Below are 26,727 nucleotides of genomic sequence, written 5' to 3'. Positions count from 1 at the left end.
CGTCCGGGCTTTTCTGTGCCTATGCCTCGAACCGCGGTCATGGACGACCGGGCTGGAGCCAGGCAAGCGGTAACCAGACACACACTTCGAAACCTTCCTGTCGACCAGTCGCAGGGGACACCAATTTCATTCTCGCGTTGACCCCTTGCACGATGGTTTTCGTAATCGCCAACCCCAGCCCTGAACCACTGATTTCACTGTGACCACGTACAAAGCGCTCTGTAAGATGCTGCAATACCGACTGCGGCACCGCCGGGCCGCCATTGACCACCCGCAGTAGTGCCTGTTCGGTGAGGCTGACTTCTATCGGTTGATCTGCTGCCCCGTACTTGAGCGCATTCTCGATCAGGTTGCGCAGGAGGATGCCAAAGGCGTCCGGATCGATGTTCGAGTACACGCTGGCTTGGCCTGGCAGATGCAACTCGATGCGCTGACCGCTGCGTTGGTTCCACTCATCGACTCCATGGGCGAGCAATGGAATCAGGTCCTGAGGTGTTTCGGACAGCAGCCCACCGCCCTCGGCCTTGGCCAGTTGCATGAGCTTTTCCGAAAGCCGCACCAACTCGCGCAACGCGTTCTCGATCTTCGCCGCTCGCACTCGCAATGGGCCTTCGGGCGCCTCGTGATGTAGCCGCTGGATCTGCGCCAGGGTCGCGGCCAATGGCGTGCGCAACTCATGGGCGCTGTTGGCGGTGAAGCTGCGCTCGGCTTCCAGGGCCTTGCGCAAGCGCTCCAGCAGATGGTTGACGGCCTCGGCCAGCGGATCAATTTCTGCCGGCAGGCGGGCCACCTTGATCGGCGATAAATCACCCACGCCACGCGCCTCGACCGCACGACGATACGCCAGCACACTGCGAAGACTGATCCGCACGAACAACCAGGTGCCCAACAGGCTGACGGGAATCAGCGCCAACAGCGGCAACAACAGGGCAAACAGAGCTTCTCGGGCGGCTTCACGGCGATGCCCCAGCGGCTCGGCGATTTCAATGAACAGCGTTCCGCGCAATGCGCTGGCACCATACAAGCGGTACTTTTCAGAGGTGGAGAAACCCTCAATCGGTTGTTGATTGAAGATATTCGGGTTGGCATCGTGGGACTGCATCAGGATCTGGCCGCTGGCATCTCGCACCAGGTACGTCAGGTATTCCTTATGCATTTTCAACGTCGCAACGTGCTGAGCCTCACGGGGCCCCTCCCGGTTGCTGATTTCCAACACGGCCAGTGGCAAGATGCGTTGCGCGGTCTCTTCCAGTGCGCTGTCGAACGCCTCGTTCAACTCATGTTGCACCACCAGCCAGGCACCGACTGTCGCGCCCAGCCACAGCAAGGTCATACCCAGGGTCAACCCCAGGCCGAGGCGTTTTTGCAGGCTCGAAGAAGGCTTCATGCGGCCATCAACCGGTAGCCCATGCCACGCACGGTTTCAATCAGCTCGCGTCCGAGTTTCTTACGCAGACGACTGATGTAGACCTCGATGGTATTGCTCTCGATTTCGGCACCGAAGGCATACAGCCGCTCTTCCAGCTGCGACTTGGACAACAACGCGCTGGGACGCTGCACGAACGCTTCGAACAACGCCCATTCGCGTGCCGTCAGGTCCACGATGGTACCGTCACGCTGCACAGTGCGGGCGCTCATGTCCACCTGCAGATGACCGAGCCTGATCTGCGGGTTGGGGTTGCCGCTGTAACGTCGGGCCACCGCGGCGACTCGGGCAGAGAGCTCGGACAGGTCGAACGGTTTGACCAGATAATCATCAGCCCCGGCATTGAGGCCGGCAATGCGATCGGAAATCTGATCCTGGGCCGTCAGGATAATCACCGGGGTCACATTCCCCGCCGTGCGCTGCTGACGCAGAAAATCCAGCCCGCGACCGTCCGGCAGCATCAGGTCCAGCAGAATCAGGTCGTATGGCGTGGTGCGTACGCTGTCGCGCGCATGGTCCAGACGCTGCACCCAATCCACGGCGTGACCGTCATCCGCGATCTGCTCGCGCACCGCGTCCCCCAACCCAAGGGCGTCCTCGACCAATAGAACCCGCATCTGGCAACTCCTGTGGTGGTTGTCGTGCCGCACCTTAATCGTCTTACCTGACGTGAATCTGAAGATTCAGCTGATTGTCAGGAATGCACTCTAGGGTATGCGACAGATGCCGACCGCGGCAGGAGACAGATCATGAAATCAGCTTTTATTGCCCATGCAACCCTTTTGAGCCTGCTGCTCAGCGGTCATGCCCTGGCCGACGAAGACTGCAGCGACCCGGTGAGCGACTGGCAACCCCGTGACACCTTGCGTCTGCAAGTCGAGCGGCAGTATGGCTGGAACGTGCAACGCATCAAGGTTGACGACGGCTGTTACGAGCTCAGGGGATTGGATCGAAAAGGCAACGCCATCGAAGCCAGCTACTCACCGGCCTCGCTGCGCCTGCGCACCCTAGAGATCCATTTCCGCGACGATGGCGATGCCAAGGACTACCTCGGCAGCCCGATCACCGAATGACGCCTCACCTCTCGATGAGTTTTTCCTGCGCTTCAGGTTGCTGTCAGCAAGCAGGTCCAGGCTCTCGACCTAACGATCAGAAGGAGACACTCATGAAGAAGATCATCGCAGCCACCTGCCTCGCCGGCGCCATTGCCCTGCCAGGGTTGGCCCATGCCCGTGAAGTGACGCTGACCACCCAGCTCAAGGACTACAGCGGCAATGATGCCTACCTGGCGATCTACGTGACCGACGCCAATGGCCAATACCAGAAAACCCTCTGGGTGGCCGGCAAGAAGGCCAAGTACTACAAGCACCTGGGAGACTGGGCCCGTGGTAGCGGAATGAACCGCACCGAGTTTGATGGGGTCAGCGGTGCCAGCGTCGGCAGTGGGCGCACGCTCAAAGTCAGCGTCGAACTGGCAGACACCCTGATCGATGCCGGGTACCAGATCCGCATCGACAGTGCCGTCGAGGACAAACGTGACGCCCGCGCCGATGTCAGCGTGCCACTCACGTCCAAGGGCGCGGGCCAGCCAGCGGCCGGCAGCACTTATGTCGAGTCCTTTACTTACGATCTGTAGCACCTGCCCTTTCCGGAGGCTGAACATGCTTCGCCAGTCCCATTCCCTGCCCGGTCTGATCGCCGCCCTGTTGGTCATGCTGTTGGCCATCAGCGGCGCGATCCTGTCGGTCGACCCGGCGCTGGAACGCTTGCACAGTACCACCACCGCGACCGGACAACTCAACGTCGGCCAACTGGCCGGACGTGTTGCCAATCACTTCCCGGGCGTAGAGCAGATCCAGCGTACAGCGTCCGGGACAGTCATCGTCTACTACAACCGGAACGGTCAGGCCGGGGCTGAAACGGTCGATCCGCTGACCGGCGAAGGCCTGGCACCCTATGCACCCAGCGCGTTCACGCGCTGGGTGAAAGAGCTGCACCGCTCGATGTTCCTCGGCTCGCCAGGCCACGGGGTGTCGGGGGTCGGCGCGCTGTTCATGCTGATGCTGTCGGTGTCTGGCGCGCTATTGCTCGCCCGGCGCCTGGGGGGTTGGCGCAACGTGCTGCGGCCACTGCGGGGCACCTTCAGCCAGCGCTGGCATGCTGAGGTCGGCCGACTGGCCTTGCTCGGTCTGCTGCTGTCGGCGTTGAGCGGGCTCTATATGTCTGCCACCATCTTCGGCTTTATCGCTGACGGCAGTCAGAGTGAACCCGCCTTCCCCGCTGACGTCAGTAACGGCCCGGCCTTGCCGGTGGCGAGCCTTCAAGCCTTGCAGGCTACCGACCTCAATGAGCTGCGCGAACTGGTCTACCCCAGTCCCGGTAACCCGAAGGATGTGTTTTCCTTGCGCACGATCCAGGGCGACGGCTACGTGGATCAGGTCAGCGGCGCCTTGCTGTCCTATCAGCCCCACGACTCGATGCATCGTCTTTATGAATTGATTTACCAGATGCACACCGGCGAGGGCCTGTGGTGGCTGGGCCTGCCCCTGGGACTCTGCGCCCTCTGCGTACCGTTGATGAGCGTGACCGGCATCCTGTTGTGGTGGCGCCGCCGCAAGGCTGGCCCGAAGATCCGCCACAACACCCCTGCCCACTCTGCCGACAGCGTGATTCTGGTGGGCAGTGAAAACAACAGCACCTGGGGCTTTGCCAACACCTTGCACGCCGCCTTGCACCTGGCCGGACACCGGGTGCATAGCGCGACCATGAATCAGTACGCCAACGACTACAGCAACGCCCAGCGGGTGCTCATCCTGACGGCGACCCACGGTGACGGCGACGCGCCAGCCTCGGCCTCGCAGTTCCTGGCGCGGCTGGCCAAAACCGGTATCAAGCCCGGACTGCCCTTTGCTGTGCTGGGCTTCGGTGATCGGCAGTTCCCGCAGTTCTGCCAGTTCGCCCATCAGGTGCACGACGCCATGTTGCAGGCCGGTGGCGCGCCGTTACTGGGGCTGGAAACCGTCAACCGCCAGTCCTCTCAGGAATTTACGCGATGGGGCCACGCGCTGAGCGAAGTGCTCCAGCATGACCTGACACTGATCCATGCCCCGCAGCGGCCACAGACTCACCCATTGCAGCTGACCGAGCGCATTGTCTACGGCGAACAGGTGAACGCCCCCACCCACGTCTTGCGCTTCAAAGCGTCCAGCGAGTTGCCGGACTTCCTGGCCGGTGACTTGGTCGCGATAGTGCCCCCGGGCAGTCAGACCCCGCGTTTCTATTCGCTGGCCAGCGGTTCGCAGGACGGCGTGCTGGAAATCTGCGTGCGCAAACACAACGGAGGCGTGTGCTCGGAGTTTCTTCACGGCCTGGACATTGGTGCGTCGATCGAAGCGTTTATCCAGCCAAACCCGCAATTTCGTCCGGCGTCGGGCACGCACCCGGTAATCCTGATCGGCGCCGGTACCGGCATCGGCCCCCTGGCCGGTTTTATCCGCAACAACACGGCCCGCCACCCGATGCATTTGTATTGGGGTGGACGCAACCCGGCCTCGGACTTTCTCTATGAGCCGCAGCTCAACCAGTACCTGGCCGACCGTCGCCTGACGGCACTGCGCGCCGCCTTTTCTCAGGTTCAGGACCGCTGCTACGTGCAAGACCGACTGATCGGCGATGCCCTGGCCCTGCGTCGACTGATTGAGAAAGGTGCCCAGGTGCTGGTGTGTGGCAGCCGCGAGATGGCCAAAAGCGTGATGCAAGCCCTCGATGAAGTATTGGCGCCTCTCAATCTGAATGTTCTGACCCTCAAGGCACAAGGACGCTACCGTGAAGACGTCTACTGAGTTGCAGCGCTACAGCCTGAGCGGCGAAACCATGGGCACCCGCTACACCGCTCTGTTCTATGCCGGGGCCGGGATCGATAGCGACGAAGTGGGTCGTCACTTGGCCTGCGCTGTGGCCCGGGTGGACCAGCAAATGTCCACCTGGAAACCCGACTCGGACCTCAACCGCCTCAACGCCGCGCCCGAGCAACAATGGGTAGCAGTGCCCCGGGAACTGGCGACAGTGTTGTCTGCGGCACTGCGTATCAGTCAGCAATCCGCTGGGGCCTTCGACATCGCGGTGGGAGACCTGGTTGATGCCTGGGGGTTCGGCCCCGGAGAACAGACAGTCACAGAACAGGCGCTCGCGACGATGCCGCCGAACACCCGGTTGTCAGCCAGCGCCGCGCTGGTGGTTGACCCTTTACGCAATCAGGTGCGCAAACGCGCGCCGCTGCACCTTGATCTGAATGGCATCGCCAAAGGATTTGGAGTCGATGAACTGGCCCGTTGCCTGGACGGTTTTGGTATCAGCCGCTACCTCGTCGGCATCGATGGCGAGATGCGCGCCCGGGGCGTCAAACCCGACGGTCAGTGCTGGGTCGTGGCGGTGGAAAAACCTGAACGGGGCGTACGTGAAGTCATGGGTGTCATGGAGCTTGGCGATGCCGCGATCGCGACCTCCGGGGACTACCGACACTGGGTCGACGTGGCCGGTCAAGCCTATGCCCATACCATGAATCCGGCCACTGGCGCGCCGCTGTGCAACCCCATCGCCGCCGTCACCGTGGTGGCCGCTTCGTGCATGCTCGCTGATGCCTGGGCCACGGCGCTGATGGTGTTGGGTGAAACCGAAGGGCCACGTCTGGCTCAGGAACGCGGGATGGATGCGTTGTTCGTGCTGCGCGACGAACAGCGATTCAAGGAAATATCCATTGTCGGCGGTCGGTTGCAGGCGCAGATTGAAACCCGTCCGATGTGAAACCCTTGATAGCAGCGAGTCGCTCTCAACCATGAAATTCATGCACAGGCACACCGAGTCCCACCGCAGTGATCGTATCGGCTGGCTGCGCGCCGCCGTTCTTGGGGCCAACGACGGAATTGTCTCCACCGCCAGCCTGCTGATCGGCGTGGCCGCCGCCAACTCCAGCCATGTCACGTTGCTGGTCACGGGCATGGCCGGGCTGATGGCCGGCGCCATGTCCATGGCAGCAGGTGAGTACATCTCCGTGCATTCCCAGGCCGATACCGAGCGTGCCGATTTATCCCGCGAACGGGCCGAGTTGGCCAGTGACCCGAAAGCCGAACACATCGAGCTCGCCAACATCTACATGCAGCGAGGCGTATCACCCGAGCTGGCGCGACAGGTGGCCGATCAATTAATGGCCCATGATGCGCTCGGCTCACATTCCCGCGACGAACTGGGTATCAGCGCCACCTTCACCGCCAAACCCTTGCAGGCTGCCCTCGCCTCCGCCGCCAGTTTCGTGGTGGGTGCCGCCTTGCCCCTGACGGTGACGTTTGTCGCGCCGGAACACAGCGTGGTGCCCTGGATATCGTGCATGTCATTGGTGTTTCTCGGGACACTGGGCGCCATCGCCGCCAAGGCCGGCGGAGCCAAGGTCATCACTGGGGCCTGGCGGGTGACATTCTGGGGGGCGCTGGCCATGGGCGTCACGGCACTGGTGGGATCGCTGTTTGGAGCGGTGGTTTGACGAGGCGTACGCGCTCGAAACCATAAAGGGGTCGTTCACAGTAAAAATGCTATCGCCAGGCTGGGTAGTACCAACAAAACCGCCGCGGTGGTTCGCTGGCTGTGCTCTTGCGCGTTACGGAAAATTTTCTGCGGGCAACTGATCTACATCAAGTCCGTTCAGCGCGCAGCAAATACCTTAAAACCTGGCTGTTGATGATCAAACTCCAAGGGTCGCCGTGGAGCTCGTAAAGCCGGCAGTCTGGCTTCCTGCCTGGCGACCCACGTCCTACCTTGCAGGCCCGCTCTATTTTACCAGTCGATCCGTTTTCAACATAAACAAGGAGCTAGCTGACTTTCATACCAGGGAGTTTCCGATGCTGAACATCAAAATACGCGGTCCAGGATGCGCCAACTGCAAAAAGCTCGAGACCGCAGGTGCTTGCGCCTAGCGCAACGCAATCCGAACCAAGTAACTATCAACCTGATTGACCGGACTTGCTATTACAAAAACAATGATAATGAGGGCTGGCAGATGAAAACTATTCTATTGGCACTAGCCTGTACTTTATCCAGTGCATTTACGGCATCCATCTTTGCAGCAGATGCACAAAAAATATTCTCCCAAGGAGGCGCTAATCCAGGGGCCATAGCCTGCTCAACCTGTCATGGTCCTGACGGTCTGGGTATGCCTGCGGCTGGTTTCCCAAGGCTTGCGGGCCTACCTGTTGATTATCTGACGAAGCAGATCGCTGATTTCCGCTCAGGCGCCAGAAGTAATCCAATAATGCAACCAGTCGCTCAGGCATTGAGCGAAGACGAATCAAAAGCCCTCGCGGTTATGTTTGCCAAGATGCCAAGCTCAGTAGTAACACCAATCAATCGTGCACACGCCGCGAAAGGACCTGGCGAGGTCATGGCTTTGAGAGGTGCATGGGATCGAAATATTCCCGAGTGCGTAGCGTGCCATGGGCCAAGTGGTATCGGAGTCGGCGGCGCTTTTCCGCCGCTTTCAGGCCAGTCGGCTCAATACCTCACATCTCAACTGAATGCCTGGCGGCAGAAGACTCGCAGAAATGATCCAGCCGATCTCATGGGCCATATTGCGCGCTCGCTCACTGATAGCGAAGTCGAGGCCGTTGCCCAATATTTTGCGCAACTCAGTAAATAGAGGCCCAGCCATGAAATCAATCGTCGCGGCACTTATTACTTACAACATCCTATCGATGGCTTGTGCTACTGAAGTTGTAGAATCAACCGCGCCATCCAAAAATCCGAACCCAATCCGGAATAAGGCTGCCACATTCGTCCCTCCCGCGGAGCAAGCGCTACCTGACAATGCTTTTGGTCGATTAGTCCAGCAAGGCCGCGCAATCTTTGTAGATACGAAAGCCAATGCATCCGAGTTCGTTGGAGACGGATTGAACTGCACCAACTGCCATTTGGAACAAGGAAGAAAAGCTGACTCTGCTCCTCTTTGGGGGGCTTACACAATGTACCCGGCCTATCGAAAAAAGAACGACAAGGTCAATACCTACGCTGAGCGCTTACAAGGGTGCTTTCAGTTCAGCATGAACGGAAAGCCGCCTCCGGCAGACAGCCAAGTCATCGCGGCTCTAACCGCATACTCCTACTGGCTCGCAACGGGCGCACCTACAGGCCAAGAGCTGCCCGGACGTTCCTATCCCGAGATTCCTGAACCTGCCGGCGGTTTCGATCTCACCAAGGGAAAGGCCATCTACGCCAAGCAGTGTTCTGTATGCCACGGAGCTGAAGGTGAAGGTCAGAAAGCAGGAAGCGACTATGTGTTTCCACCACTTTGGGGCAAAGATTCATTCAACTGGGGTGCGGGAATGCATCGAATCAATACCGCTGCCGGCTTCATAAAATCGAACATGCCGTTAGGCAAGGGGGGAACACTCTCCTCCGATGAGGCGTGGCATGTTGCAGCCTATATGAACAGCCACGAACGACCAAAAGACCCAAGGATGATAGCCGGCTCTGTCGAACAGACCAGACTGAAATTTCATGAGACGGACGGGGTCAATCTTTATGGGCAAAAGGTGAACGGAGTGATAATCGGCCAAGGCACTGAGTGAGTCAGCTCAAACGAAACCAAGCTATCCCTGACTGCACGAGTGTCGTCATGTTATAGCTTGGTGACGCTGCATCCTCTCTTGTCGCCAGTCCTCAATGTAGAAACCTTACCCAGCCAGCAACTGCAAGCGTCGCAAGGCAGGTCCAGCCTGAGAAAAGCCAACGCCACACGAGCGTCCGCGGAACAAATCCCACACCTCTCACAAAAGCCACACTCATGGCTGCGAACAATGCTGTCGCCAGAGCATGATCCGGCCTGCCATCGGCAGCAGCCATCATGGGAGGATAGAGCGTACATGCAAGCATGATTGCTATAGCGATAACCAGACTCGGCAAACGAATCTGTGAGATCGGTTGTGGGTCAGCGACACGCGGCATCATGACCGTGCCTCCTCGTTGTCACTCGAGGCTCGGCCGACTTCGTTCTCGCCCCACATCGCATTGAGAATAGCCAGTAGCAACGCAAAACCGACACCCAGCATCCAGGCGAAATACCACATGTTCATGACTCCTTTGCCGGCATTAATAGGCCGAATGTTCGTTGGCTTTGATCTGCGCGATGGTTACCTTGCCCCGCATGACGCGGTAAGCCCAAGAGGTATAAAGCACAATCAGTGGCATGAAGATCAGCGTGGCCCAGAACATGATGGTCAGGCTCAAGTGACTGGAGACGCTGTCCCACACCGTAAGACTCGCTGCAGGCATCGTGGATGACGGCATAACGAACGGAAACATCGATATACCTGCCGTGCTGATAACACCGATGACCGCGAGCGATGACGCAATAAACGCTGAAAGTGTACGTCGCACCATCAACAACAAAGCAGCGCCTGCTGCGCCACTCAATCCCAATGCGGGCAGTAACCACAGCAAAGGATAGTGGCCATAGTTGTCCATCCAGGCTCCAGCTTCGCGTACCACGGATTTGCCGAGAATGTCGGGCAGTCCCGCTGTATCAACCACGGACGTGATGCGGTAGCCATCGATCCATTGCAGCCAGATGCCGGCAACCAGGAAGGTACACACCAGCACGACCGCTGCACCCACCCCGCCTTTGATTGCCCTTGCCTGGATAACACCCTCAGTGCGATGTGCCAGATAAGCACCGCCTTGCAGAGTGATCATTGCACCGCTCACAGCACCGGTAAGTAACGCGAAGGGATTGAGCAGTTGCCAGAAACTGCCGGTGTAGGTCGACACCAGAAAATCGTTGAAGTGGAAAGGTACACCTTGCAGAAGGTTTCCAAACGCAATCCCGAACACCAGAGGCGGCACTGCCCCACCCACGAAGAGTCCCCAGTCCCAAGTGCTACGCCAGGTGGAGTTGTGGATCTTGCTGCGATAGTCAAAACCCACGGGGCGGAAGAACAACGCCCAGAGGACCAGAATCATTGCCCAATAGAAACCGCTGAACGCTGTGGCATACACCACAGGCCATGCCGCGAACAATGCGCCGCCCGCAGTGATGAACCAAACCTGATTCCCATCCCAATGCGGACCGACGGTATTGATGACGACGCGACGCTCCATGTCATTGCGGCCAACAAATGGCAGCAGCGTGCCAACTCCCATATCGTGGCCATCCATGATGGCGAAGCCGATCAGCAGCACACCGACCAGCGCCCACCAGATAATTTTCAGGGTGAAGTAATCAAGCATGGAGGAGTTCCTTCAAATGGGCATCGTGAACATAACGGCCGGTGCCGAGGCTGCCTGGACCTTGACGGGCAAACTTGACCATCAGGAACATTTCAACCACCAGCAGCACGGTGTAGAAAACGATGAATCCCGCCAGCGAGCCATAGAGGTTGTTGACGCTGAGCGTGGATACGCTCATGTGGGTCGGCAGCACGCCGTATATGGTCCAAGGCTGGCGGCCGTATTCAGCGACGAACCAGCCAAGCTCACAGGCAATCCATGGCGCAGGCAGCATGCAGAGCGCCCAACGCAGTAGCCAGCGGCGGCGCGTGCAGGTCGACTTCAGGGTGCTCCAGAAGGCAAGCCCGAAGAGCATAAGCATGGCAAAGCCGAGACATACCATGATCCTGAACGCCCAGAACATGGGCGTCACGCGCGGCACCGTATCGTTCACAGCCTTTTCGATAATGGCCGGCGTAGCCTGGTTGACGTCCTCGACATACTTCTTGAGCAACAGGCCGAAGCCCAGATCGGCCTGGTATTTCTCGAATGTATTGAGCGCTGCTGAATCGGTGCGATTGGCCCTGACGGCTTCAAGAGCATTGACGGCGGTAATGCCTCGGAGAATTCGAGCGCGGTTCTTTTCCTTAATCTCATGAATGCCTGGAATCTGCTTGCTGACTGATCGTGTGCCAATGAGGCCCATCAACCAAGGCACTTCGACTTCCCAGTTATTTTTGGACTCGGCTTCATTGATACTGGCCACCAACGTCAGGCCTGCCGGTGCAGGCTTGGTTTCCCACATGGCCTCCATGGCAGCCATTTTTGTTTGCTGTGCCTCACCCACCGTGTAACCAGACTCATCACCCAGTACGATCACACTCAGCACCGATGCCAGGCCAAAGGCTGCCGCCACCCGGAAGCTGCGTTTGGCAAACTCGACATCACGATTCTTGAGCAAATACCAACTGGAAATCGACAGCACAAACATCGAGCCGGTGACGTAACCGGCTGAGACGGTGTGTACGAACTTGGCCTGCGCCACTGGATTGAAAACCACCGCCCAGAAATCAACCACCTCCATGCGCATGGTGATGTAACTGAATTCTGAACCCACCGGGTTCTGCATCCATCCATTGGCGATCAAAATCCACAACGCTGAAAGGTTTGTGCCAATCGCCATCAGCAACGTGACCAGTAAATGGTGCTCTTTCTTCAGACGATCCCAACCAAAGAAGAACAGGCCGATCATGGTCGATTCAAGAAAGAACGCCATCAAGCCTTCGATTGCCAGCGGGGCTCCGAAAATATCGCCGACGTAATGCGAGTAGTACGCCCAGTTCGTACCGAACTGAAATTCCAGAGTGATGCCCGTGGTCACCCCCAAGGCAAAGTTGATGCCGAACAGCTTGCCCCAGAAACGCGTCATGTCCTTCCAGATGACATTACCGGTCATCACATAGACACTTTCCATGATGACCAGCAGCCAAACCATGCCAACCGTGAGCGGTACAAAAAGAAAGTGGTAAAGCGCGGTGGCTGCAAACTGCAGCCGAGACAAATCCACCAGGTGTTCTGAAATCACTTGCTTGCCCCTTGAGTCGAGGTGGGTACGCCGAACCTGTCGCCGATAGTGTTCGAATCGACGCTAACGCGCGAATCCCGGATGAACATCCACCACAACACTGTCAGCACCAGTAGTTTGATCACTACTGCCGTGAGCAGTTGGCGTCGCAGTCGTTTGTCGGAAATGGTCATGACTATGCAGATAGCACAGGGCATGCCAAGGGCAAGCAGTTGTATTTTTTCTTTTTTAAAACAGTCAGTTAACCACTAGATCGGTGATACGCAAGATGCCTCGGCAGGGCTAATGCACTGCCAATCTGCCAGGGCTGGCAGTCATTGGCAGTCTTGCGCTTGAACACTTGTTACTAGGCCAGACCTTGCTCTTTCAATCGTCGGTACAACGTCCGTTCGCTAATACCCAGGTGCCTGGCCAGCTCACTGCGAGTACCTTTGAAAGTTGCCAGTTCCTGTGTCAGCGAGTTGCCGTCGAAAGCAGTTGAAGGAGCGGACTGAGCAGACGCCGCCACGGATACCGGGGGCAAATGTATGGAGCGGATCACCCCATCGTCAGCAAACAGACTGGCTCTTTCCAGAACGTTGCGTAATTCACGAATATTGCCGGGCCAGGCATACCGCTGCAATTGCATTAAAGCATCTGCATCTATCGTCAGTCGGCGCTTGCCTGTACCGACACGTTGCAGAAATGAATTTACAAGCAGACCAATGTCTTCCACTCGGTTACGCAAGGGCGGTAGTTGAATTGGAAAGGCGCTGATGCGGTAGTACAGATCCTGTCTGAACTCCCCCTTCTCCATCATCTTTTCCAGTGGTTTGTGGGTCGCAGCAATCAACCTGAAGTTGGCATGAAGGGTTTCGACACTCCCGACACGGCGATAAGTGCCCGATTCGATCAGGCGCAACAACTTCACTTGCATGGCCAGTGGAACATCGCCAATTTCATCGAGGAACAATGTGCCGCCTTGGGCAGTTTCAACCAGGCCAGGCTTACGCGTGGTGGCACCGGTGAATGCTCCTTTTTCATGGCCGAACAGTTCGCTCTCGAATAACGTTTCGGTCAATCCAGAGCAATCAACGACGACAAAGGGTCCAGTGGCCCGCTCGCTGGTTTCATGTACGGCGCGGGCAAACAGCTCTTTGCCCGTACCGGATTCACCCAGCAACAGCACTGGCAGCATTGATGGTGCCACCCGCTGCAGCTCCGACAGGGCACGGTTGAAGGCGGGTGAGCAGCCGACAAGCCCCTCATTGCTGGGTCGCGCATAGGCACTGCGGACCAGGGTGAGACGCTCCACGTAGGCAGTAATAACACCGTGTTCGTCTAGGATCGGACGCAACTCGACGTCGACATGCTCAGGCCCACGAGGCGTGTGGTGAATGTGCAGGACACGATCCGGTCCGCGCATTTCCTGCGCTTTTTTCATCGGGCAATTCTCACCCGCCTGATCACAAGGTACGTCGTAATGGTGTGAGATTTGATAACACTTATGACCGATAAAGGGTTTGTCAGCGCTGCCAAACTGCCGTTGATAGGCCGTGTTGGCAGCCAGGATGTTGTAGTCCGGATCGAGCACGATCATTGGCTGGGATTCGTGCTCAAGAAACGAAACAAGTGACTGCACTTGTTCCGAGTGCGGGAGTGAGTGGGTTGGGGTGGGCAGGATAGTTTTCATCGTGGCTCCTGATATTCCATCCATCCTGTAATGGCACTGCCACCTCTGTCAACACGGACTGCCAATGGCAGTAAATCCAAGTGAATATTGAAAGAGTCAGACTACTTCACGAAAAATAAAAACCAATAAAATCAAATAGATAAGACTTAATTTTCGTACCGATCCGGTCTGGCAGACTTATTGCTATGTCAGTCCTTAGGCTGGGTAAAGCCCCTAAGGAGACAGGTCATGAGCATAAAACTTCACGTCGAAGGATTCTTCGACTCTGCTACCAATACCGTCAGCTATCTTGTGTTGGATGAGGCCACCCATCACTGCGCTGTAATCGACAGCGTACTTGATTACGATCCCAAATCCGGCCACACCGCCACAACGTCTGCCGACAGATTGATTGCGAGGGTGAACGAACTCAATGCACGGGTCGACTGGATTCTTGAGACCCACGTCCATGCAGACCACTTGACGGCTGCGCCCTACCTGAAGGAAAAGCTCGGTGGAAAAATAGGAATCGGTAGCCAGATTTCGACGGTGCAGGAAGTGTTCGGCACGCTGTTCAATACAGGTCGCGGTATGGCCCGCGACGGAAGCCAGTTCGATCACCTGTTCGTTGATGACGAACCGTTTGCCATTGGCACGCTGCAATGCCACGCGCTCCATACACCGGGCCATACACCAGCCTGCATGACTTATTTGATCAGCGATGGGACCGAAACGGCCGCATTCGTCGGCGATACCCTGTTTATGCCGGACTACGGTACTGCACGCTGTGACTTTCCCGGGGGCAACGCGCGTACGTTATTCCATTCAATCAACAAGGTGCTGAGTCTGCCGGCCAACACCTTGTTGTACATGTGCCACGACTACCAGCCTGGTGGTCGCGAAGTGCAGTTCGTCAGTACCGTTGCCGACCAGCGCGCGCACAACGTCCATGTGCGTAATGGCATCAGTGAGGAGGAGTTCGTGGCGATGCGCACCAAGCGTGATGCGTCGATGGACATGCCAACACTGATCCTGCCATCCGTTCAGGTCAACATGCGCGCCGGGCATTTGCCTGAGCCTGAAGCGAACGGGACGCGCTACCTGAAAATCCCGCTCAACGCCGCCTGACGTTGCCCCTCCCCCTAGAAAATCAGAAGAAAAATACCCTTGACGGAGACCCTTATGGACATTCGTTGCCTTGCACCTGGACTGTCGGTATCAGAACAGATTTTTCCCAATCAATTGGCAGAACTGAAAGACGCCGGTTTTCGCGCCATCGTGTGTAACCGTCCCGATGGCGAAGGAGGCGACCAACCCCTATTTGCCGAAATCAAACGAGCCGCCCAAGCCCTTGGCCTCGAGGCGCACTACCTTCCCGCGGAATCAGGCAAAGTCACCGACGAGCAAGCCATCGCTTTCGGCAAGCTCCTTGAAACACTGCCAAAACCGGTGTTGGCCTACTGCCGTTCCGGTATGCGCTCGACAACGATGTGGGCGCTGTCACAAGCGGGCCAACAATCCCTGCCCCACATTGTCGAGACCGCCAAAAAAGCCGGGTTCGATATGAAAGGCGTCATCCGCCGTATTGTGAATCAGGGACGCACGCCGGTCGAAGTCGCTGAGGCGCAGCACACTGTGGTTATCATCGGGGGCGGTGCGGCAGGTATTGCGGCGGCATCCAGCTTGCTGGCACGAGCCCCAGGACTCGACGTTGCCATCATCGACCCGGCAGATGTGCACTACTATCAGCCTGGCTGGACACTTGTCGGCTGTGGCGTCTTCGATGCAGCCCAAACTGCACGCACGATGGGTACGACCATCCCCCGCGGTGTGCATTGGATCAAGTCGGCGGTCGCCGCTTTTGAACCCGAAAGAAATGCCGTCATTCTTGATGGATGCAGAGTCGTCAAATATGAGCAACTGATCGTCTGCCCTGGCCTGAAGCTCAATTGGCATGCAATCGAGGGGTTGTCGGACACCCTGGGTCGCAACGGCGTGACTTCAAACTACCTGTATCACCTTGCGCCTTATACGTGGGAACTCGTGCAGCAACTGAATGGTGGACGAGCCATCTTCACGCAACCGCCCATGCCAATCAAATGTGCCGGGGCGCCGCAAAAAGCAATGTACCTGTCTGCCGATCATTGGAAACGTACTGGTGTATTGGACAAAGTCGAGATCGAGTTCCGCAGCGCCGGCGCGGTGCTGTTCGGCGTTCCCGACTATGTGCCTGCATTGATGGAATACGTCGCGGCCTATGGTATCGACCTGAACTTCGGCAACACCCTCACCAGCGTAAATGGACCCGCACGGACTGCAACGTTCAACTGTGTCAATCCGGATGGCAGCGCCCATCTTGTTACGCGCGACTTTGATCTCCTGCATGTGGTGCCACCACAGATCGCGCCGGATTTCGTTCGGGTCAGCCCTCTCGCAGACGCGGCTGGCTGGGTTGATGTCGACCCTGCCACCCTGCGTCATAAAACCTGGGCAAATATTCACGCCCTGGGAGACGCCACCAACTCCAGCAACGCGAAAACCGCGGCAGCCGCACGCAAACAGGCGCCAGTCGTTGCCCATAATGTATTGGCAGCAATGGGGAAAGCGAAAGGCAGCGCCCATTACGACGGGTACGGCTCCTGCCCGCTGACGGTTGAACGCGGCAAGATCGTACTGGCTGAATTCACCTATGGCGGCAAGGTTGCCCCCAGTTTTCCATCCTGGCTGATTGACGGTACCCGGCCATCGAGGCTGGCATGGCTGCTCAAAGAGCGGATTCTTCCACCGCTGTATTGGAAGGGAATGCTCAAAGGCCATGAGTGGATGGCGAAACCTGAGATGGCTGATTTATGAAATCAGGACTGAAGGCAAGGAGACTGGGATGATCGTGGTCTTACTGCTCGGGCTCACTGTAGGAGTCATTCTTGCGCTGACCGGCGCCGGCGGAGGAATACTGGCTGTTCCGTTACTGGTATTCGGCGTCGGGTTGAGCATGGCCGAGGCGGGCCCCATTGGGTTACTGGCTGTCGGGTTAGCTGCGACCCTGGGTGCCGTAATGGGACTCAAGAACGGCACCGTCCGCTATAAAGCGGCGCTTCTGATTGCCGGCGCGGGGATCGTCTGTTCTCCCCTTGGACTCTGGCTGGCGCAGCGCACACCTAATCGCCCGTTGACGATCATGTTTGCCTTCGTGCTGATGTACGTTGCGTTTCGGGTCTATCAACGATCGCTCGCGCCCTCCACTGAGCCGAAGCCCTTCGTCACATCCAAACCGCCACCTTGTCTATTGGACGTCAACCGAGGAAAGCTCAACTGGACCGGTCCGTGTGCTTGGGCACTCACCGTCTCCGGCATTGTCGCGGGCGGGTTGTCTGGATTGCTCGGCGTGGGCGGAGGCTTTGTGATGGTGCCGGCGCTCCAGCGATACACCAATTTGACCCCGCAGTCAGTGCTCGCAACGTCTCTGGCCGTGATCGCGCTGGTTTCCATTTCCGGTGTTGCCGCAAGCTCGGCAGCCGGGCACCTGCAGTGGGCAGTTGCCATTCCGTTTTCCATCGGAGCATTGGCTGGAATGGTGTGCGGACGCCTGATCGCGGCCCGGCTGGCGGGTCCATACTTACAGAGGGGCTTCGCCGCAGTTTCCATGGTAGTTGCGGTGGCGTTGCTGGTGAAGGCGATTTAGTCATGTGCATAAGCCGCCGTCACGCAAAGCAGGTGTTCTATCGCATCAGGAGCCCCGCAGCACTGGCTGTCATCCAGAACCTCTATCAACAATTTCGCGCCGGAGAATCCTCATGAATGTCGACTGGCTCAACTTCACACCCTGGTCGTCCCTTGCCGGAGGCGCATTGATTGGCCTGGCCGCCAGTCTATTTGTCGTTGCCAACGGACGTATCGCAGGCATCAGCGGTCTGATCGGCAGCCTTTTGCAGCGTGGGAGCGAGGGGGTGAGTGAGAAAGCTCTTTTTCTCCTGGGCCTGCTCATCGCGCCGCTTCTCTGGGGCTTGTTCGGCACGCTGCCACAGATCGAGTTCAAAAGTGGCTGGTTCGGACTGGCCGTCGCCGGTGTATTGGTGGGCATTGGCACACGATACGGATCAGGTTGCACCAGTGGCCATGGGGTATGCGGCCTATCGCGCCTTTCGCCGCGATCGATGGTCGCCACTGTTTGTTTCATGTTCAGTGGTTTCGCCACAGTGTTTGTCTTGCGTCATCTGCTGGAGGGGTGGACATGATCAAACTGACCGCATTCATCGCTGGCCTGGTGTTCGGCTTGGGTCTGCTTCTGGCAGGCATGGCCAACCCGAGCAAAGTGCTCGCTTTCCTGGATCTGGCTGGTGCCTGGGATCCATCCCTGGCATTGGTCATGGTCGGGGCCATTGGCACAGCCGTTGGCCCGCTAACCTGGGCGCGACAACAAACCAGTTCGCTGCTGGGAAGGCCCATGCAGCTACCGATCAAACGTGAATTGGACCCCCGCTTGATTGGCGGGAGCCTGTTGTTCGGCATTGGCTGGGGAATAGCGGGCATCTGCCCTGGCCCCGCAGTCGCAATTCTGCTGACTGGACGCTGGCAGATAATCGTATTCATGTTGGCCATGCTGGCCGGCATGTTGTTGTTTACTGCGCTGGAGACCCGGCGCAGTCATTGATCGGGAGATCGTCATGAAAGCGAACATTGGAACCATTGACCGTAGCCTGCGTATCGTCGCCGGTCTGCTTCTCATTGGCCTCAGTCTGTCCGGTGTGATCGGCGTGTGGGGTTGGATAGGTTTAGTGCCGCTGGCCACTGGCATTTTCCGTTTCTGCCCCGCCTATGCATTGCTAGGCATCAAAACCTGTAACCGTTGCTGAACGAAAACCGTTGCACATCAGGTACGCAGCGCTGATCACGGTTCCTTACAGAACCTTTGGCAGATCAGCACTGCTCTCGTGTATCGAAAAGAGAATTCCATCATGAACCCCCATGTAGAAGCTTTTTTTGACTCCGCTACTTATACCTACAGCTATGTTGTCAGTGACCCAACCACAGGCCGCTGCGCCATTATCGACTCTGTGCTCGATTACGACCCCGCATCAGGTCGCACCTCCTGCAAAAGCGCGGAACGTTTAATCACCTACGTGCGTGAGCAGGCGCTTACGGTAGAGTGGTTATTAGAGACCCATGTACATGCCGACCATCTTTCCGCGGCTCAGTATCTAAAGCACGAGTTGGGCGGCCAACTGGCCATCGGCGATCAGATCACCGTGATTCAGAATACTTTTGGCAAGTTGTTCAACGTCGGCAGCGAGTTCGCCACCGATGGTCGTCAATTCGACCGGCTGCTGAAAGACGGTGAGCGCTTTTGGGTCGGAGGAATCGAAGCGCACGCCATCCATACGCCGGGACATACACCGGCCTGCATGACCTATCTAATCGGAGATGCTGGTTTTGTCGGCGACACACTGTTCATGCCTGACTACGGCACGGCCCGATGCGACTTTCCCGGCGGCGATGCGCGAAAACTCTTCCAGTCCATTCAGAAGTTGTTCGAGTTGCCCGACGATACCCGTTTGTTCATGTGCCACGACTACAAGGCCCCGGGTCGGGATGACTACCGCAATGAAACCACCATTGCCGAGCAAAGAGCCCACAATATTCATGTGCATGAGGGCACTGGAGAAGCGGATTTCGTAGCTATGCGCCAAGCGCGGGACGCTACGTTGGGCATGCCGACACTTATCCTGCCATCCGTGCAAGTGAACATGCGAGCAGGTCATTTGCCTCCACCTGAAAGCAATGGCACTTGCTACCTGAAAATCCCTCTCAATGTGCTCTGAGGGCTGACGTCAATTGACTCACTTGAGCATTCAGCGTCGACCAATGTCATCGCAGCCTCACAAGGGTAGCTGAACGCTTCAGCTCGTGATTCAACTCCCCGCCAAGGCCATGCGCTGCAACCCCGGCAGTTGAATCCATGAACGTGCAAGTGGATGGCTACTGGTTAACGCTGCTCTGAGCGGAGCCGTTTCAAGACTTGTTCGAGCAAGGAGATTTTAATGTCCGACCTGAAAGATCCACGCGTGTTCTTTGCTGCGGAGAGAACCCTGCTGGCGTGGAACCGAACCAGTCTTTCGCTTATGGCCTTCGGCTTTGTGATTGAACGATCCGGGCTACTGCTACAGATGCTCAAACCCGGTGCTTCGGGCAGCCCTGAAAGGCATTTCTCCTTCTGGATCGGACTCGCTTTTCTCATGCTGGGCTCATGGGTTGCATGCTGGTCATCCTGGCAGTACAAACGCGTCGTCAAGGCTCTGGAGCCCGTTGAAATCCCTGACGGGTACAGTATCAATTCCGGCCCTATGGCAAATGTGATCACTGCTGCTCTGGGAGCCTTGCTCATGGTCTATCTTTCCATCATCTGAGTAGGCCTCAGCCTTTACAGCAAGAGGGTTCAGCTGGATGTCCTCTATTGATACATGACCAGCCTTGCGAGGGCTTCATCACCAGGCGGGCGACCATGATGACTGGACAGCGCGGGAGCATGCTCGTTCGACCTACCCGTTCGGCAGCCCAACCTCATCCTGCTTCATACGCAGATCAAAAATGGCTTCAGCCTTCAACCTAGGTTCTGTACGAAAAGTCTTGAGACGAAGGTCAGGCAAGGCGAAAACAGCCGAGCAAGCGCAGTGTACTGGAGTACATGAGCATTCCGAGGCTGTTTTCAACGCAGCAGGAACGAGTATCAAGGCTTTTCGTACAGGGCCTAGCCTGCTCATGCCCCTTGACCCGCTCCCGCTGAGCGGTGGGAACAGGAGAAACTCATTGAAGAAGCCGGTCGGTGAAGCAGGAAAAGAGCAAACACCCATTGCGTCACATTCCACCGCCTGGCACACCCTGCCCGCGGAGCAGGTGACGAACCTGCTTGAAGTCGATGAGCACGTCGGGCTGAACGCCGCCGAAGTGCAAGCCCGGCTCGACCGTACTGGTTTAAATCGCTTGCCGGAAGCAATACGACGACCTGCCTGGCTGAGATTCTTGCTGCAATTTCACAACATTCTGATTTATGTACTTATAGGATCCGCCGCAATTACCGCGATGTTGCAACACCTGTCGGATACGGTGGTGATTCTGGCAGTGGTGGTTACCAATGCAATCATTGGATATGTTCAGGAAGGCAAAGCGGAAAAAGCCATGGACGCTATCCGGCAGATGCTGGCACCGCACGCCGCCGTGATTCGTGCAGGCGAACGCTTGAGCGTTGCAGGCGAGAAAATAGTACCGGGCGATATCGTACTACTGGAGGCCGGCGACAAAGTCCCTGCTGATTTACGCCTGTTGCACGCCAACAGACTACAAGTTCAAGAAGCAATTCTTACCGGTGAATCCCTACCAGTAGAAAAACATACCAAACCCGTGGGACTTGACGCTGCCCTGGCTGATCGTACCTGCATGGCGTTCAGCGGCACGCTTGTGACTTGCGGGCAAGCGACAGGGGTTGTGGTTGCTACCGCAACTGCTGCCGAAATCGGACGCATCAGTACGCTGCTGGCGGAAGTAGAAACGCTGACGACTCCGCTGGTGCAACAAATGAACGTATTTGCGCACCGGCTGACGATTCTGATCTTGTTAGTTGGCGGATTGTTGCTCGTGTTTGGTCATTATGTCGGGCGCTACGAGTTCACAGAGATTTTCATGGTCGTGGTCGGTATATCGGTAGCAGCAATACCTGAAGGGCTGCCCGCCGTACTTACCATCACCCTAGCTGTCGGAGTCAGAGCGATGGCTCGTCGCAACGCCATTGTTCGTCGCCTGCCTGCCATCGAAACAATCGGCTCGGTGTCCGTCATCTGCACAGACAAAACCGGCACACTTACCCGCAACGAAATGATGGTGGCGTCGGTCGTCACGAAAGATCACTACTTCACGGTCGATGGCGCAGGTTATCAACCAATGGGAAGCATCAGCCTTGCAGATAAGCCAGTCGACAAGTCGTCTCAGCCTGAGCTGGAGGAGCTGGGTCGCGCAGCCGGTTTGTGCAACGATGCCGTGCTGCGCCTGCATGGAGATACATGGAAGGTTGAAGGCGATCCGATGGAGGGAGCCTTGTTGGCATTTTCCGGAAAAACCGGAATCGATCGCGATGAAGATCATCAGGCCTGGCCCCGCACCGACGCCATACCGTTTGACGCCAAACACCGCTTCATGGCGACACTGCACCACAACCATGATCAACATGCCTCTATCTACGTAAAAGGCGCGCCAGAACAAATACTGGCCATGAGCACGCAGCAGCGGGTAAAGGCTCGCGAGACTGAACCTCTCGATGCGGACTACTGGCACGCACAGGCAAACGCCATCGCCGCCAAGGGGCAGCGCGTATTGGCGCTAGCAGTCAGACAAGTTCCACCCGGGCATACCGTGTTGGAGTTTGAGGATGTGCAAGGAAGGTTAACGTTGCTTGGCATGGTCGGATTGATCGACCCACCCAGGCCCGAGACAATAAAGGCAGTTCAGCAATGCCAGGCAGCAGGCATTGTTGTAAAGATGATCACTGGCGATCATGGCGGCACCGCCGCGGCTATCGGTCGCCACATTGGCCTGCAGAATGCCGACAAGGTGCTGACCGGCGCTGAGCTGGACACCATGAACGATGCAGCCCTCAAGGAGGCGGTAAAGAGCGTCAATATCTTTGCTCGCACCAGCCCTGAGCATAAGCTCAGGCTTGTAATGCTGCTGCAATCGAACGGCATGACAGTGGCCATGACCGGTGATGGAGTGAACGATGCACCAGCGCTAAAACGTGCCGATGCCGGTATCGCCATGGGTGGAAAAGGCAGTGAAGCCGCCAAGGAAGCCGCAGACCTGGTGCTGGCCGACGACAACTTCGCATCCATCGTCGCCGCTGTGCGCGAAGGCCGGACGGTCTACGACAACATCAAGAAAGTGCTGAGCTGGACGTTACCTACCAACGCGGGCGAGACAATGACCATCATTGTTGCCCTACTCCTCGGTATTACACTGCCAGTGACGCCGATACAAATTCTGTGGATCAATCTGATAACCGCAGTGACGCTCGGCATCGCACTGGCGTTCGAGCCGACCGAAGAAAACACCATGCGCAGGCCGCCCCGCTCACGCAAAGAGCCACTCATAAGCGGTACTTTAGTCTGGCATATGGTGCTTGTCTCGATTCTGTTTCTCTGCGGCGTCTACGGTATTTTTTCGTATGCACTCGACCGAGGCTACTCAGTGGCGTTGGCCCGAACCATCGCGGTCAACACGTTGGTCGTGATGGAAATATTCCACCTGTTCTTCATCCGCAATCTCTACAGCACATCGCTTACCTGGAAAGGCATTCGAGGCACCAAAGTCGTGTGGATGACAGTCGCCGTGGTCACCCTTGCGCAGTTCGCCATCACGTATGCACCACCGCTGCAAAAGTTTTTTGCAACCGAAGCGATCCCCTTCATTGATGGTCTGCTGATCATCGGGGTTGGCGTTGCGCTCTTTGCAATCATCGAGATTGAGAAACAGATTCGAATCCGCCTGTCCAAGTAATGCGGGTTGCAAGCTGACATCGTCAGGCGATACTGGGCAAGCGCCCATCCGGCAATTGCATACCCCGTATAAGAGCGCCCCTATCAATATGAGCTGGATCAGCTGGCGTCAAAATTGAATCGCTATACTTGACCGTCTTGCATCGATCCAAGGTTCGCCCGATGACTGATTCACTCAACGCTCAACCAGACGTGGTCATTATCGGCGGGGGGCAATCAGCCTTGGCTACAGCGTATTTTCTGCGCCGCACACCTCTTTCGTTCATCATCCTCGACGCAGAGAATGAACCCGGAGGTGCCTGGCGGCATGGCTGGAACTCGTTGCGTCTATTCTCGCCTGCCACCTGGAGTTCGATACCTGGCTGGATGATGCCCCCCACGCAAGATGGCTACCCTTCACGAAATCATGTGATCGAATACCTCACTCAATACGAACAGCGCTACCATTTCCCGGTAGAGCGTCCGGTTCGGGTCACTTCTGTTAAGCGAACGGAAACTGGCCTGCGGGTACATTCTGACGACAAGCATTGGGATACCAAGGTTGTTGTCAGCGCTACAGGCACCTGGAGCAATCCTTACGTTCCCCACTACCCCAATGCCGAGCTATTCGCCGGTCGGCAGTTGCATTCCGCCAACTATGTCGAAGCACAAGCATTCGCGGGCAAGAAGGTGTTGGTGGTAGGAGGCGGTAATTCAGGGGCACAGATTCTGGCCGAAGTCTCAAAGGTCGCCGAGACCACATGGGTCACTCCCGTTGAACCGATATTCCTGCCTGACGATGTGGATGGACGGGTCCTGTTCGAGCGCGCAACCGAGCGTTGGAAAGCCCAGCTGGAGGGACGTCTCATTGAACAGCCAGTGGGTGGGCTAGGCGATATTGTCATGGTTGCGCCAGTTGTCGAGGCCCGAGCGCGCAACGTCCTCAAGTCTGTACGACCTTTCAAAAGCTTCACTCGCAACGGAGTTATCTGGGCCGATGGTTCTGAATCTGCGGTAGACGCGGTGATTTGGTGCACCGGATTCAGGCCGGCCGTACAGCATCTGGATTCACTGGGAGTGGTCAACACCGAAGGCTGCGTTGAAGTGGAAGGCACCCACTCGACCAGAGAGTCAAGGCTATGGCTGGTCGGCTACGGCGAATGGACAGGTTCGGCCTCCGCCACACTGGTCGGCGTGACACGAACAGCACGCAGCACAGTCAGTGAGATTGTGGCGTTTCTTGCTGATCAGTCCGTCTGAGGGATCTGCAGTCGACCTAAAAATCATGCACATGAAAAAGGCCAATGCTGTGAACATTGGCCTAAGTCATTGAAAAATATGGTCGGGGCGGAGTGATTTCAACACTCGAGCCCTAGCCCTCCATATCGGGGTCTACATCGTCACAACTAATTGTTTTTTAAGAAATTAATTTTTTATCGGAGCAAAACATCCGATTTTTGTGCGTATGCAAACGAGAAACCGTCGGCGTTTTTCAAGGTAGTTGTCGCGTCACCGTCTAACTATGCTGCTCTTTTCTCGGCCTGCAGCTCTCGATCCGGATTCAGCAGCACCGTGCCTATCGGCTCCCAGTTCCGTGTTCGTCCAGACCAGCGTTCCGGGCTTTTCTTTCGGGCTTGCTCGTACAGTTCATGACGCTGAGCCAGGATCTGTTGATCCTGCCCTCGATGCCGCTCCGCCGGGGTCACGAAGCGGATCCGGCTATGCCGGTGTTCGTGGTTGTACCAACGCATGAAATCCCTGACCCAGATGCGTGCGGCGTCCAGGCTGGCAAAGCCATCTGCCGGCCATTGCGGGCAGTATTTCAACGTTCTAAACAGCGATTCCGAGTATGGATTGTCATTGCTCACACGCGGTCGGCCACGTGACGGTGTGATGCCCAGGTCATGCATCTTGCTCAACAGCGTCAGTGATTTCATCGGGGCACCATTGTCCGAGTGCAGTACCAGCGGTTCATGCAAACATTGCTCGCCGATCACGCTACGCTGCAGCAACGCAGCCGCCTTCTCACCGCTTTCCTCTTCGTAAACCTCCCAGCCCACGGCCTTGCGGCTGTAAATGTCCTCGATCAGGTACAAGTAGTAATACTTGCCACGCACCGGCGACGGCAGGTAGGTGATGTCCCACGACCACACCTGATTCGCCCCCTTGGCCGTGTGGGTCGTCGGTGCCGCATGCCGTCGCGGGCGCTGGCTACGACCTCGATGCTGTTGTTGACCCGCAGCCCGCAGCACCCGATAAAACGTGGCYTCCGATGCCAGATAGCGCTGTTGATCGGCCAGTCTCGGCACGATCTGACTCGGCGGCAGGTCGGCGTACGCCGGGCTGTTGCACAGCGTCAGGATTGCCTGTCGCTCGATCTCGCTCAACGCATTACGCGGCGTGGGTCGTAGTGTGGTCGTTCGGGCGTCAGCCTGAATAGCCTCGGTTTCAGTCCAGCGCTGCAAGGTTCTGAGCGAGAGGCCGACTTCCTGGCAGGCCCTGATTTTCCGGGCTCCGGCCATTTGCGCYTCATTCAACCAGGTTACGAGTAACTGCCGCTCTGGCAAAGCCGTTAGCTGTCCTCGTTGTCGATCCCCCAGTAATCGTTGAGCTTTTTTCGCAGCACCAACAACGCGGCGGTTTCAGCCAGCGCCTTGTCTTTGCGGCGCAGTTCACGCTCAAGTTCCTGGATGCGTTTCTTGTCCTTACGGGCTTGTTCGCGATCGTCTTTTTGCTGGGCTTTTTCCGTCTTCTGGCCACTGATGAAGGCTTGCCTCCAGGCGCTGATTTGCTCGGGATACAGGCCTTTACGGCGGCAGTACTCACCCAGTTCAATCTCGGACAGGCCGGCGGCTTCAAGGACGACAGCAAACTTGATTTCGGCTGTCCAGTTCTGGGTCGATGAGGTGTTATCGGGCACTGCGTTTCCTTCAGAACCGACCTGCTTGCGCCAGTTCGACAAAGACATTTCGCTGACCCCTTCGCGCCGGGAAACCTCGGCCATCGACAGGTTGAGCGGAGGAAGCAGCATCTTGAGCAATGCGGCTTTGCGTTCAGGTGAATAGTACGGCACGAACAGTCTCTTTCCGCCCCCGATCTGCTTTTTCAGGAAAATTCGGAGAGGCGACAACTATCCTGACACCGGGGGAGAACGACGTCGGAAACGAGTGATTTTGATAAGGACACCTCTGGTCTGACTGAGATGCTTGATTTCACTAGCTTGTACAAGATTGGTGCAAGGTAATTTTTAAGTAGTGCATCAGTAAGGTCATTACTTTTAACAGAGCAATTTCCTTCC

At 57.1% G+C, this 26,727-nt stretch carries 26 protein-coding genes; 17 read left to right on the top strand and 9 right to left on the bottom strand.

The features are described from left to right. Positions 1–37: 37 nt before the first annotated feature. Both AD665_RS02910 and AD665_RS02905 read right to left on the bottom strand, forming a co-directional pair. Entirely contained in the window at positions 38–1,387 is a 1,350-nt protein-coding gene (locus AD665_RS02910; protein ID WP_024779345.1) for a sensor histidine kinase, read from the bottom strand. After that, the gene (locus AD665_RS02905) at positions 1,384–2,043 is read right to left on the bottom strand and encodes a response regulator transcription factor (protein WP_024779346.1); all 660 of its coding nucleotides are present in this window, start codon (positions 2,041–2,043) and stop codon (positions 1,384–1,386) included. Before AD665_RS02905 ends, AD665_RS02910 begins: the two co-directional genes overlap by 4 nt. Before the next feature lie 132 nt (positions 2,044–2,175). On the opposite strand from AD665_RS02905, the gene AD665_RS02900 reads away from it, so the two are divergent. From AD665_RS02900 to AD665_RS02875, 7 genes are all read left to right on the top strand, one after another. Next, positions 2,176–2,499: a PepSY domain-containing protein gene (locus tag AD665_RS02900; RefSeq protein ID WP_024779347.1), complete on the top strand. Its 324-nt coding sequence runs from the start codon at positions 2,176–2,178 to the stop codon at positions 2,497–2,499. 92 nt (positions 2,500–2,591) lie between these two features. After that, the gene (locus AD665_RS02895) at positions 2,592–3,062 is read left to right on the top strand and encodes a DUF2271 domain-containing protein (protein ID WP_024779348.1); all 471 of its coding nucleotides are present in this window, start codon (positions 2,592–2,594) and stop codon (positions 3,060–3,062) included. 25 nt (positions 3,063–3,087) lie between these two features. Beyond that, entirely contained in the window at positions 3,088–5,268 is a 2,181-nt protein-coding gene (locus AD665_RS02890; RefSeq protein WP_053190837.1) for a PepSY domain-containing protein, read from the top strand. After that, complete coding sequence (locus AD665_RS02885; protein WP_231995022.1) at positions 5,252–6,229, top strand: FAD:protein FMN transferase; 978 nt, start codon at positions 5,252–5,254, stop codon at positions 6,227–6,229. Before AD665_RS02890 ends, AD665_RS02885 begins: the two co-directional genes overlap by 17 nt. Positions 6,230–6,260: 31 nt before the next feature. Then, entirely contained in the window at positions 6,261–6,962 is a 702-nt protein-coding gene (locus AD665_RS02880; RefSeq protein WP_053190835.1) for a VIT1/CCC1 transporter family protein, read from the top strand. A gap of 513 nt (positions 6,963–7,475) precedes the next feature. Continuing rightward, the gene (locus AD665_RS26665) at positions 7,476–8,111 is read left to right on the top strand and encodes a c-type cytochrome (protein ID WP_080996549.1); all 636 of its coding nucleotides are present in this window, start codon (positions 7,476–7,478) and stop codon (positions 8,109–8,111) included. Positions 8,112–8,121: 10 nt separating this feature from the next. Then, positions 8,122–9,039: a c-type cytochrome gene (locus AD665_RS02875; RefSeq protein ID WP_053190832.1), complete on the top strand. Its 918-nt coding sequence runs from the start codon at positions 8,122–8,124 to the stop codon at positions 9,037–9,039. Between the two features lie 91 nt (positions 9,040–9,130). Here the strand turns inward: AD665_RS02875 and AD665_RS27760 are convergent, their stop codons facing one another. The 6 genes from AD665_RS27760 to AD665_RS02855 all read right to left on the bottom strand — a co-directional run bounded on the left by AD665_RS27760 (position 9,131) and on the right by AD665_RS02855 (position 13,932). Then, entirely contained in the window at positions 9,131–9,415 is a 285-nt protein-coding gene (locus tag AD665_RS27760) for a cyd operon YbgE family protein (RefSeq protein WP_265069336.1), read from the bottom strand. Then, complete coding sequence (gene cydX / locus AD665_RS26655; RefSeq protein ID WP_024779353.1) at positions 9,415–9,537, bottom strand: cytochrome bd-I oxidase subunit CydX; 123 nt, start codon at positions 9,535–9,537, stop codon at positions 9,415–9,417. Before cydX ends, AD665_RS27760 begins: the two co-directional genes overlap by 1 nt. A gap of 22 nt (positions 9,538–9,559) precedes the next feature. Continuing rightward, the gene (cydB, locus tag AD665_RS02870; protein WP_024779354.1) at positions 9,560–10,696 is read right to left on the bottom strand and encodes a cytochrome d ubiquinol oxidase subunit II; all 1,137 of its coding nucleotides are present in this window, start codon (positions 10,694–10,696) and stop codon (positions 9,560–9,562) included. Next, entirely contained in the window at positions 10,689–12,260 is a 1,572-nt protein-coding gene (locus AD665_RS02865; protein ID WP_024779355.1) for a cytochrome ubiquinol oxidase subunit I, read from the bottom strand. Before AD665_RS02865 ends, cydB begins: the two co-directional genes overlap by 8 nt. Next, positions 12,257–12,433: a cytochrome oxidase putative small subunit CydP gene (gene cydP, locus AD665_RS28040; protein ID WP_024779356.1), complete on the bottom strand. Its 177-nt coding sequence runs from the start codon at positions 12,431–12,433 to the stop codon at positions 12,257–12,259. Before cydP ends, AD665_RS02865 begins: the two co-directional genes overlap by 4 nt. Before the next feature lie 173 nt (positions 12,434–12,606). Next, the gene (locus AD665_RS02855) at positions 12,607–13,932 is read right to left on the bottom strand and encodes a sigma-54 interaction domain-containing protein (protein WP_024779357.1); all 1,326 of its coding nucleotides are present in this window, start codon (positions 13,930–13,932) and stop codon (positions 12,607–12,609) included. A 228-nt stretch (positions 13,933–14,160) separates the two neighbouring features. Between AD665_RS02855 and AD665_RS02850 the strand changes: the two genes are divergently transcribed. From AD665_RS02850 to AD665_RS02805, 10 genes are all read left to right on the top strand, one after another. Beyond that, entirely contained in the window at positions 14,161–15,039 is an 879-nt protein-coding gene (locus AD665_RS02850) for an MBL fold metallo-hydrolase (protein WP_053190827.1), read from the top strand. 54 nt (positions 15,040–15,093) lie between these two features. Then, on the top strand, positions 15,094–16,764 hold the full coding sequence (locus AD665_RS02845; protein WP_024779359.1) for a bifunctional protein tyrosine phosphatase family protein/NAD(P)/FAD-dependent oxidoreductase: 1,671 nt from the start codon (positions 15,094–15,096) through the stop codon (positions 16,762–16,764). 28 nt (positions 16,765–16,792) lie between these two features. Further along, on the top strand, positions 16,793–17,593 hold the full coding sequence (locus AD665_RS02840) for a sulfite exporter TauE/SafE family protein (RefSeq protein WP_024779360.1): 801 nt from the start codon (positions 16,793–16,795) through the stop codon (positions 17,591–17,593). Between the two features lie 112 nt (positions 17,594–17,705). Next, positions 17,706–18,146 carry a YeeE/YedE family protein gene (locus tag AD665_RS02835; protein ID WP_024779361.1) on the top strand — a complete coding sequence of 147 codons (441 nt, stop codon included), beginning with the start codon at positions 17,706–17,708 and terminating at the stop codon, positions 18,144–18,146. After that, positions 18,143–18,562: a DUF6691 family protein gene (locus AD665_RS02830; protein WP_024779362.1), complete on the top strand. Its 420-nt coding sequence runs from the start codon at positions 18,143–18,145 to the stop codon at positions 18,560–18,562. Before AD665_RS02835 ends, AD665_RS02830 begins: the two co-directional genes overlap by 4 nt. A 13-nt stretch (positions 18,563–18,575) precedes the next feature. Continuing rightward, positions 18,576–18,764 carry a YgaP family membrane protein gene (locus AD665_RS02825; protein ID WP_024779363.1) on the top strand — a complete coding sequence of 63 codons (189 nt, stop codon included), beginning with the start codon at positions 18,576–18,578 and terminating at the stop codon, positions 18,762–18,764. Between the two features lie 102 nt (positions 18,765–18,866). Beyond that, positions 18,867–19,730: an MBL fold metallo-hydrolase gene (locus tag AD665_RS02820; protein ID WP_024779364.1), complete on the top strand. Its 864-nt coding sequence runs from the start codon at positions 18,867–18,869 to the stop codon at positions 19,728–19,730. Between the two features lie 219 nt (positions 19,731–19,949). Continuing rightward, the gene (locus AD665_RS02815) at positions 19,950–20,315 is read left to right on the top strand and encodes a YidH family protein (RefSeq protein ID WP_024779365.1); all 366 of its coding nucleotides are present in this window, start codon (positions 19,950–19,952) and stop codon (positions 20,313–20,315) included. 400 nt (positions 20,316–20,715) lie between these two features. Further along, positions 20,716–23,451: a cation-transporting P-type ATPase gene (locus AD665_RS02810; protein ID WP_053190825.1), complete on the top strand. Its 2,736-nt coding sequence runs from the start codon at positions 20,716–20,718 to the stop codon at positions 23,449–23,451. Between the two features lie 161 nt (positions 23,452–23,612). After that, positions 23,613–24,689: an ArsO family NAD(P)H-dependent flavin-containing monooxygenase gene (locus tag AD665_RS02805; protein ID WP_053190822.1), complete on the top strand. Its 1,077-nt coding sequence runs from the start codon at positions 23,613–23,615 to the stop codon at positions 24,687–24,689. 260 nt (positions 24,690–24,949) lie between these two features. On the opposite strand, the gene AD665_RS26645 is transcribed toward AD665_RS02805, so the two are convergent. Beyond that, positions 24,950–26,502, bottom strand: a protein-coding gene (locus tag AD665_RS26645) for an IS3 family transposase (RefSeq protein WP_155514776.1) whose coding sequence is annotated in 2 segments (ribosomal slippage) — positions 24,950–26,040 and positions 26,040–26,502 — 1,554 coding nt in all. Because the reading frame shifts where the segments join, the coding sequence is not laid out codon by codon here. Between the last annotated feature and the right edge of the window lie 225 nt (positions 26,503–26,727).

Origin of the sequence: Pseudomonas corrugata, from assembly GCF_001269905.1 — a bacterium.
GTDB lineage: Bacteria > Pseudomonadota > Gammaproteobacteria > Pseudomonadales > Pseudomonadaceae > Aquipseudomonas > Aquipseudomonas corrugata.
The sequence above is the reverse complement of the archived record's forward strand: the minus strand, read 5'-3'. Positions and strand labels throughout refer to the sequence as shown.

Bases quoted from the DNA above. Each gene is read 5' to 3' on its own strand.
- AD665_RS02895 (WP_024779348.1), top strand. From the start codon at position 2,592: ATGAAGAAGATCATCGCAGCCACCTGCCTCGCCGGCGCCATTGCCCTG.
- AD665_RS02835 (WP_024779361.1), top strand. From the start codon at position 17,706: ATGAATGTCGACTGGCTCAACTTCACACCCTGGTCGTCCCTTGCCGGA.
- AD665_RS26665 (WP_080996549.1), top strand. From the start codon at position 7,476: ATGAAAACTATTCTATTGGCACTAGCCTGTACTTTATCCAGTGCATTT.
- cydB (WP_024779354.1), bottom strand. From the start codon at position 10,696: ATGCTTGATTACTTCACCCTGAAAATTATCTGGTGGGCGCTGGTCGGT.
- AD665_RS02825 (WP_024779363.1), top strand. From the start codon at position 18,576: ATGAAAGCGAACATTGGAACCATTGACCGTAGCCTGCGTATCGTCGCC.
- cydP (WP_024779356.1), bottom strand. From the start codon at position 12,433: ATGACCATTTCCGACAAACGACTGCGACGCCAACTGCTCACGGCAGTA.
- AD665_RS02820 (WP_024779364.1), top strand. From the start codon at position 18,867: ATGAACCCCCATGTAGAAGCTTTTTTTGACTCCGCTACTTATACCTAC.
- AD665_RS27760 (WP_265069336.1), bottom strand. From the start codon at position 9,415: ATGCCGCGTGTCGCTGACCCACAACCGATCTCACAGATTCGTTTGCCG.
- AD665_RS02815 (WP_024779365.1), top strand. From the start codon at position 19,950: ATGTCCGACCTGAAAGATCCACGCGTGTTCTTTGCTGCGGAGAGAACC.
- AD665_RS02855 (WP_024779357.1), bottom strand. From the start codon at position 13,932: ATGAAAACTATCCTGCCCACCCCAACCCACTCACTCCCGCACTCGGAA.
- AD665_RS02890 (WP_053190837.1), top strand. From the start codon at position 3,088: ATGCTTCGCCAGTCCCATTCCCTGCCCGGTCTGATCGCCGCCCTGTTG.
- AD665_RS02845 (WP_024779359.1), top strand. From the start codon at position 15,094: ATGGACATTCGTTGCCTTGCACCTGGACTGTCGGTATCAGAACAGATT.
- AD665_RS02900 (WP_024779347.1), top strand. From the start codon at position 2,176: ATGAAATCAGCTTTTATTGCCCATGCAACCCTTTTGAGCCTGCTGCTC.
- AD665_RS02805 (WP_053190822.1), top strand. From the start codon at position 23,613: ATGACTGATTCACTCAACGCTCAACCAGACGTGGTCATTATCGGCGGG.
- AD665_RS02910 (WP_024779345.1), bottom strand. From the start codon at position 1,387: ATGAAGCCTTCTTCGAGCCTGCAAAAACGCCTCGGCCTGGGGTTGACC.
- AD665_RS02830 (WP_024779362.1), top strand. From the start codon at position 18,143: ATGATCAAACTGACCGCATTCATCGCTGGCCTGGTGTTCGGCTTGGGT.
- AD665_RS02850 (WP_053190827.1), top strand. From the start codon at position 14,161: ATGAGCATAAAACTTCACGTCGAAGGATTCTTCGACTCTGCTACCAAT.
- cydX (WP_024779353.1), bottom strand. From the start codon at position 9,537: ATGTGGTATTTCGCCTGGATGCTGGGTGTCGGTTTTGCGTTGCTACTG.
- AD665_RS02880 (WP_053190835.1), top strand. From the start codon at position 6,261: ATGAAATTCATGCACAGGCACACCGAGTCCCACCGCAGTGATCGTATC.
- AD665_RS02840 (WP_024779360.1), top strand. From the start codon at position 16,793: ATGATCGTGGTCTTACTGCTCGGGCTCACTGTAGGAGTCATTCTTGCG.
- AD665_RS02875 (WP_053190832.1), top strand. From the start codon at position 8,122: ATGAAATCAATCGTCGCGGCACTTATTACTTACAACATCCTATCGATG.
- AD665_RS02905 (WP_024779346.1), bottom strand. From the start codon at position 2,043: ATGCGGGTTCTATTGGTCGAGGACGCCCTTGGGTTGGGGGACGCGGTG.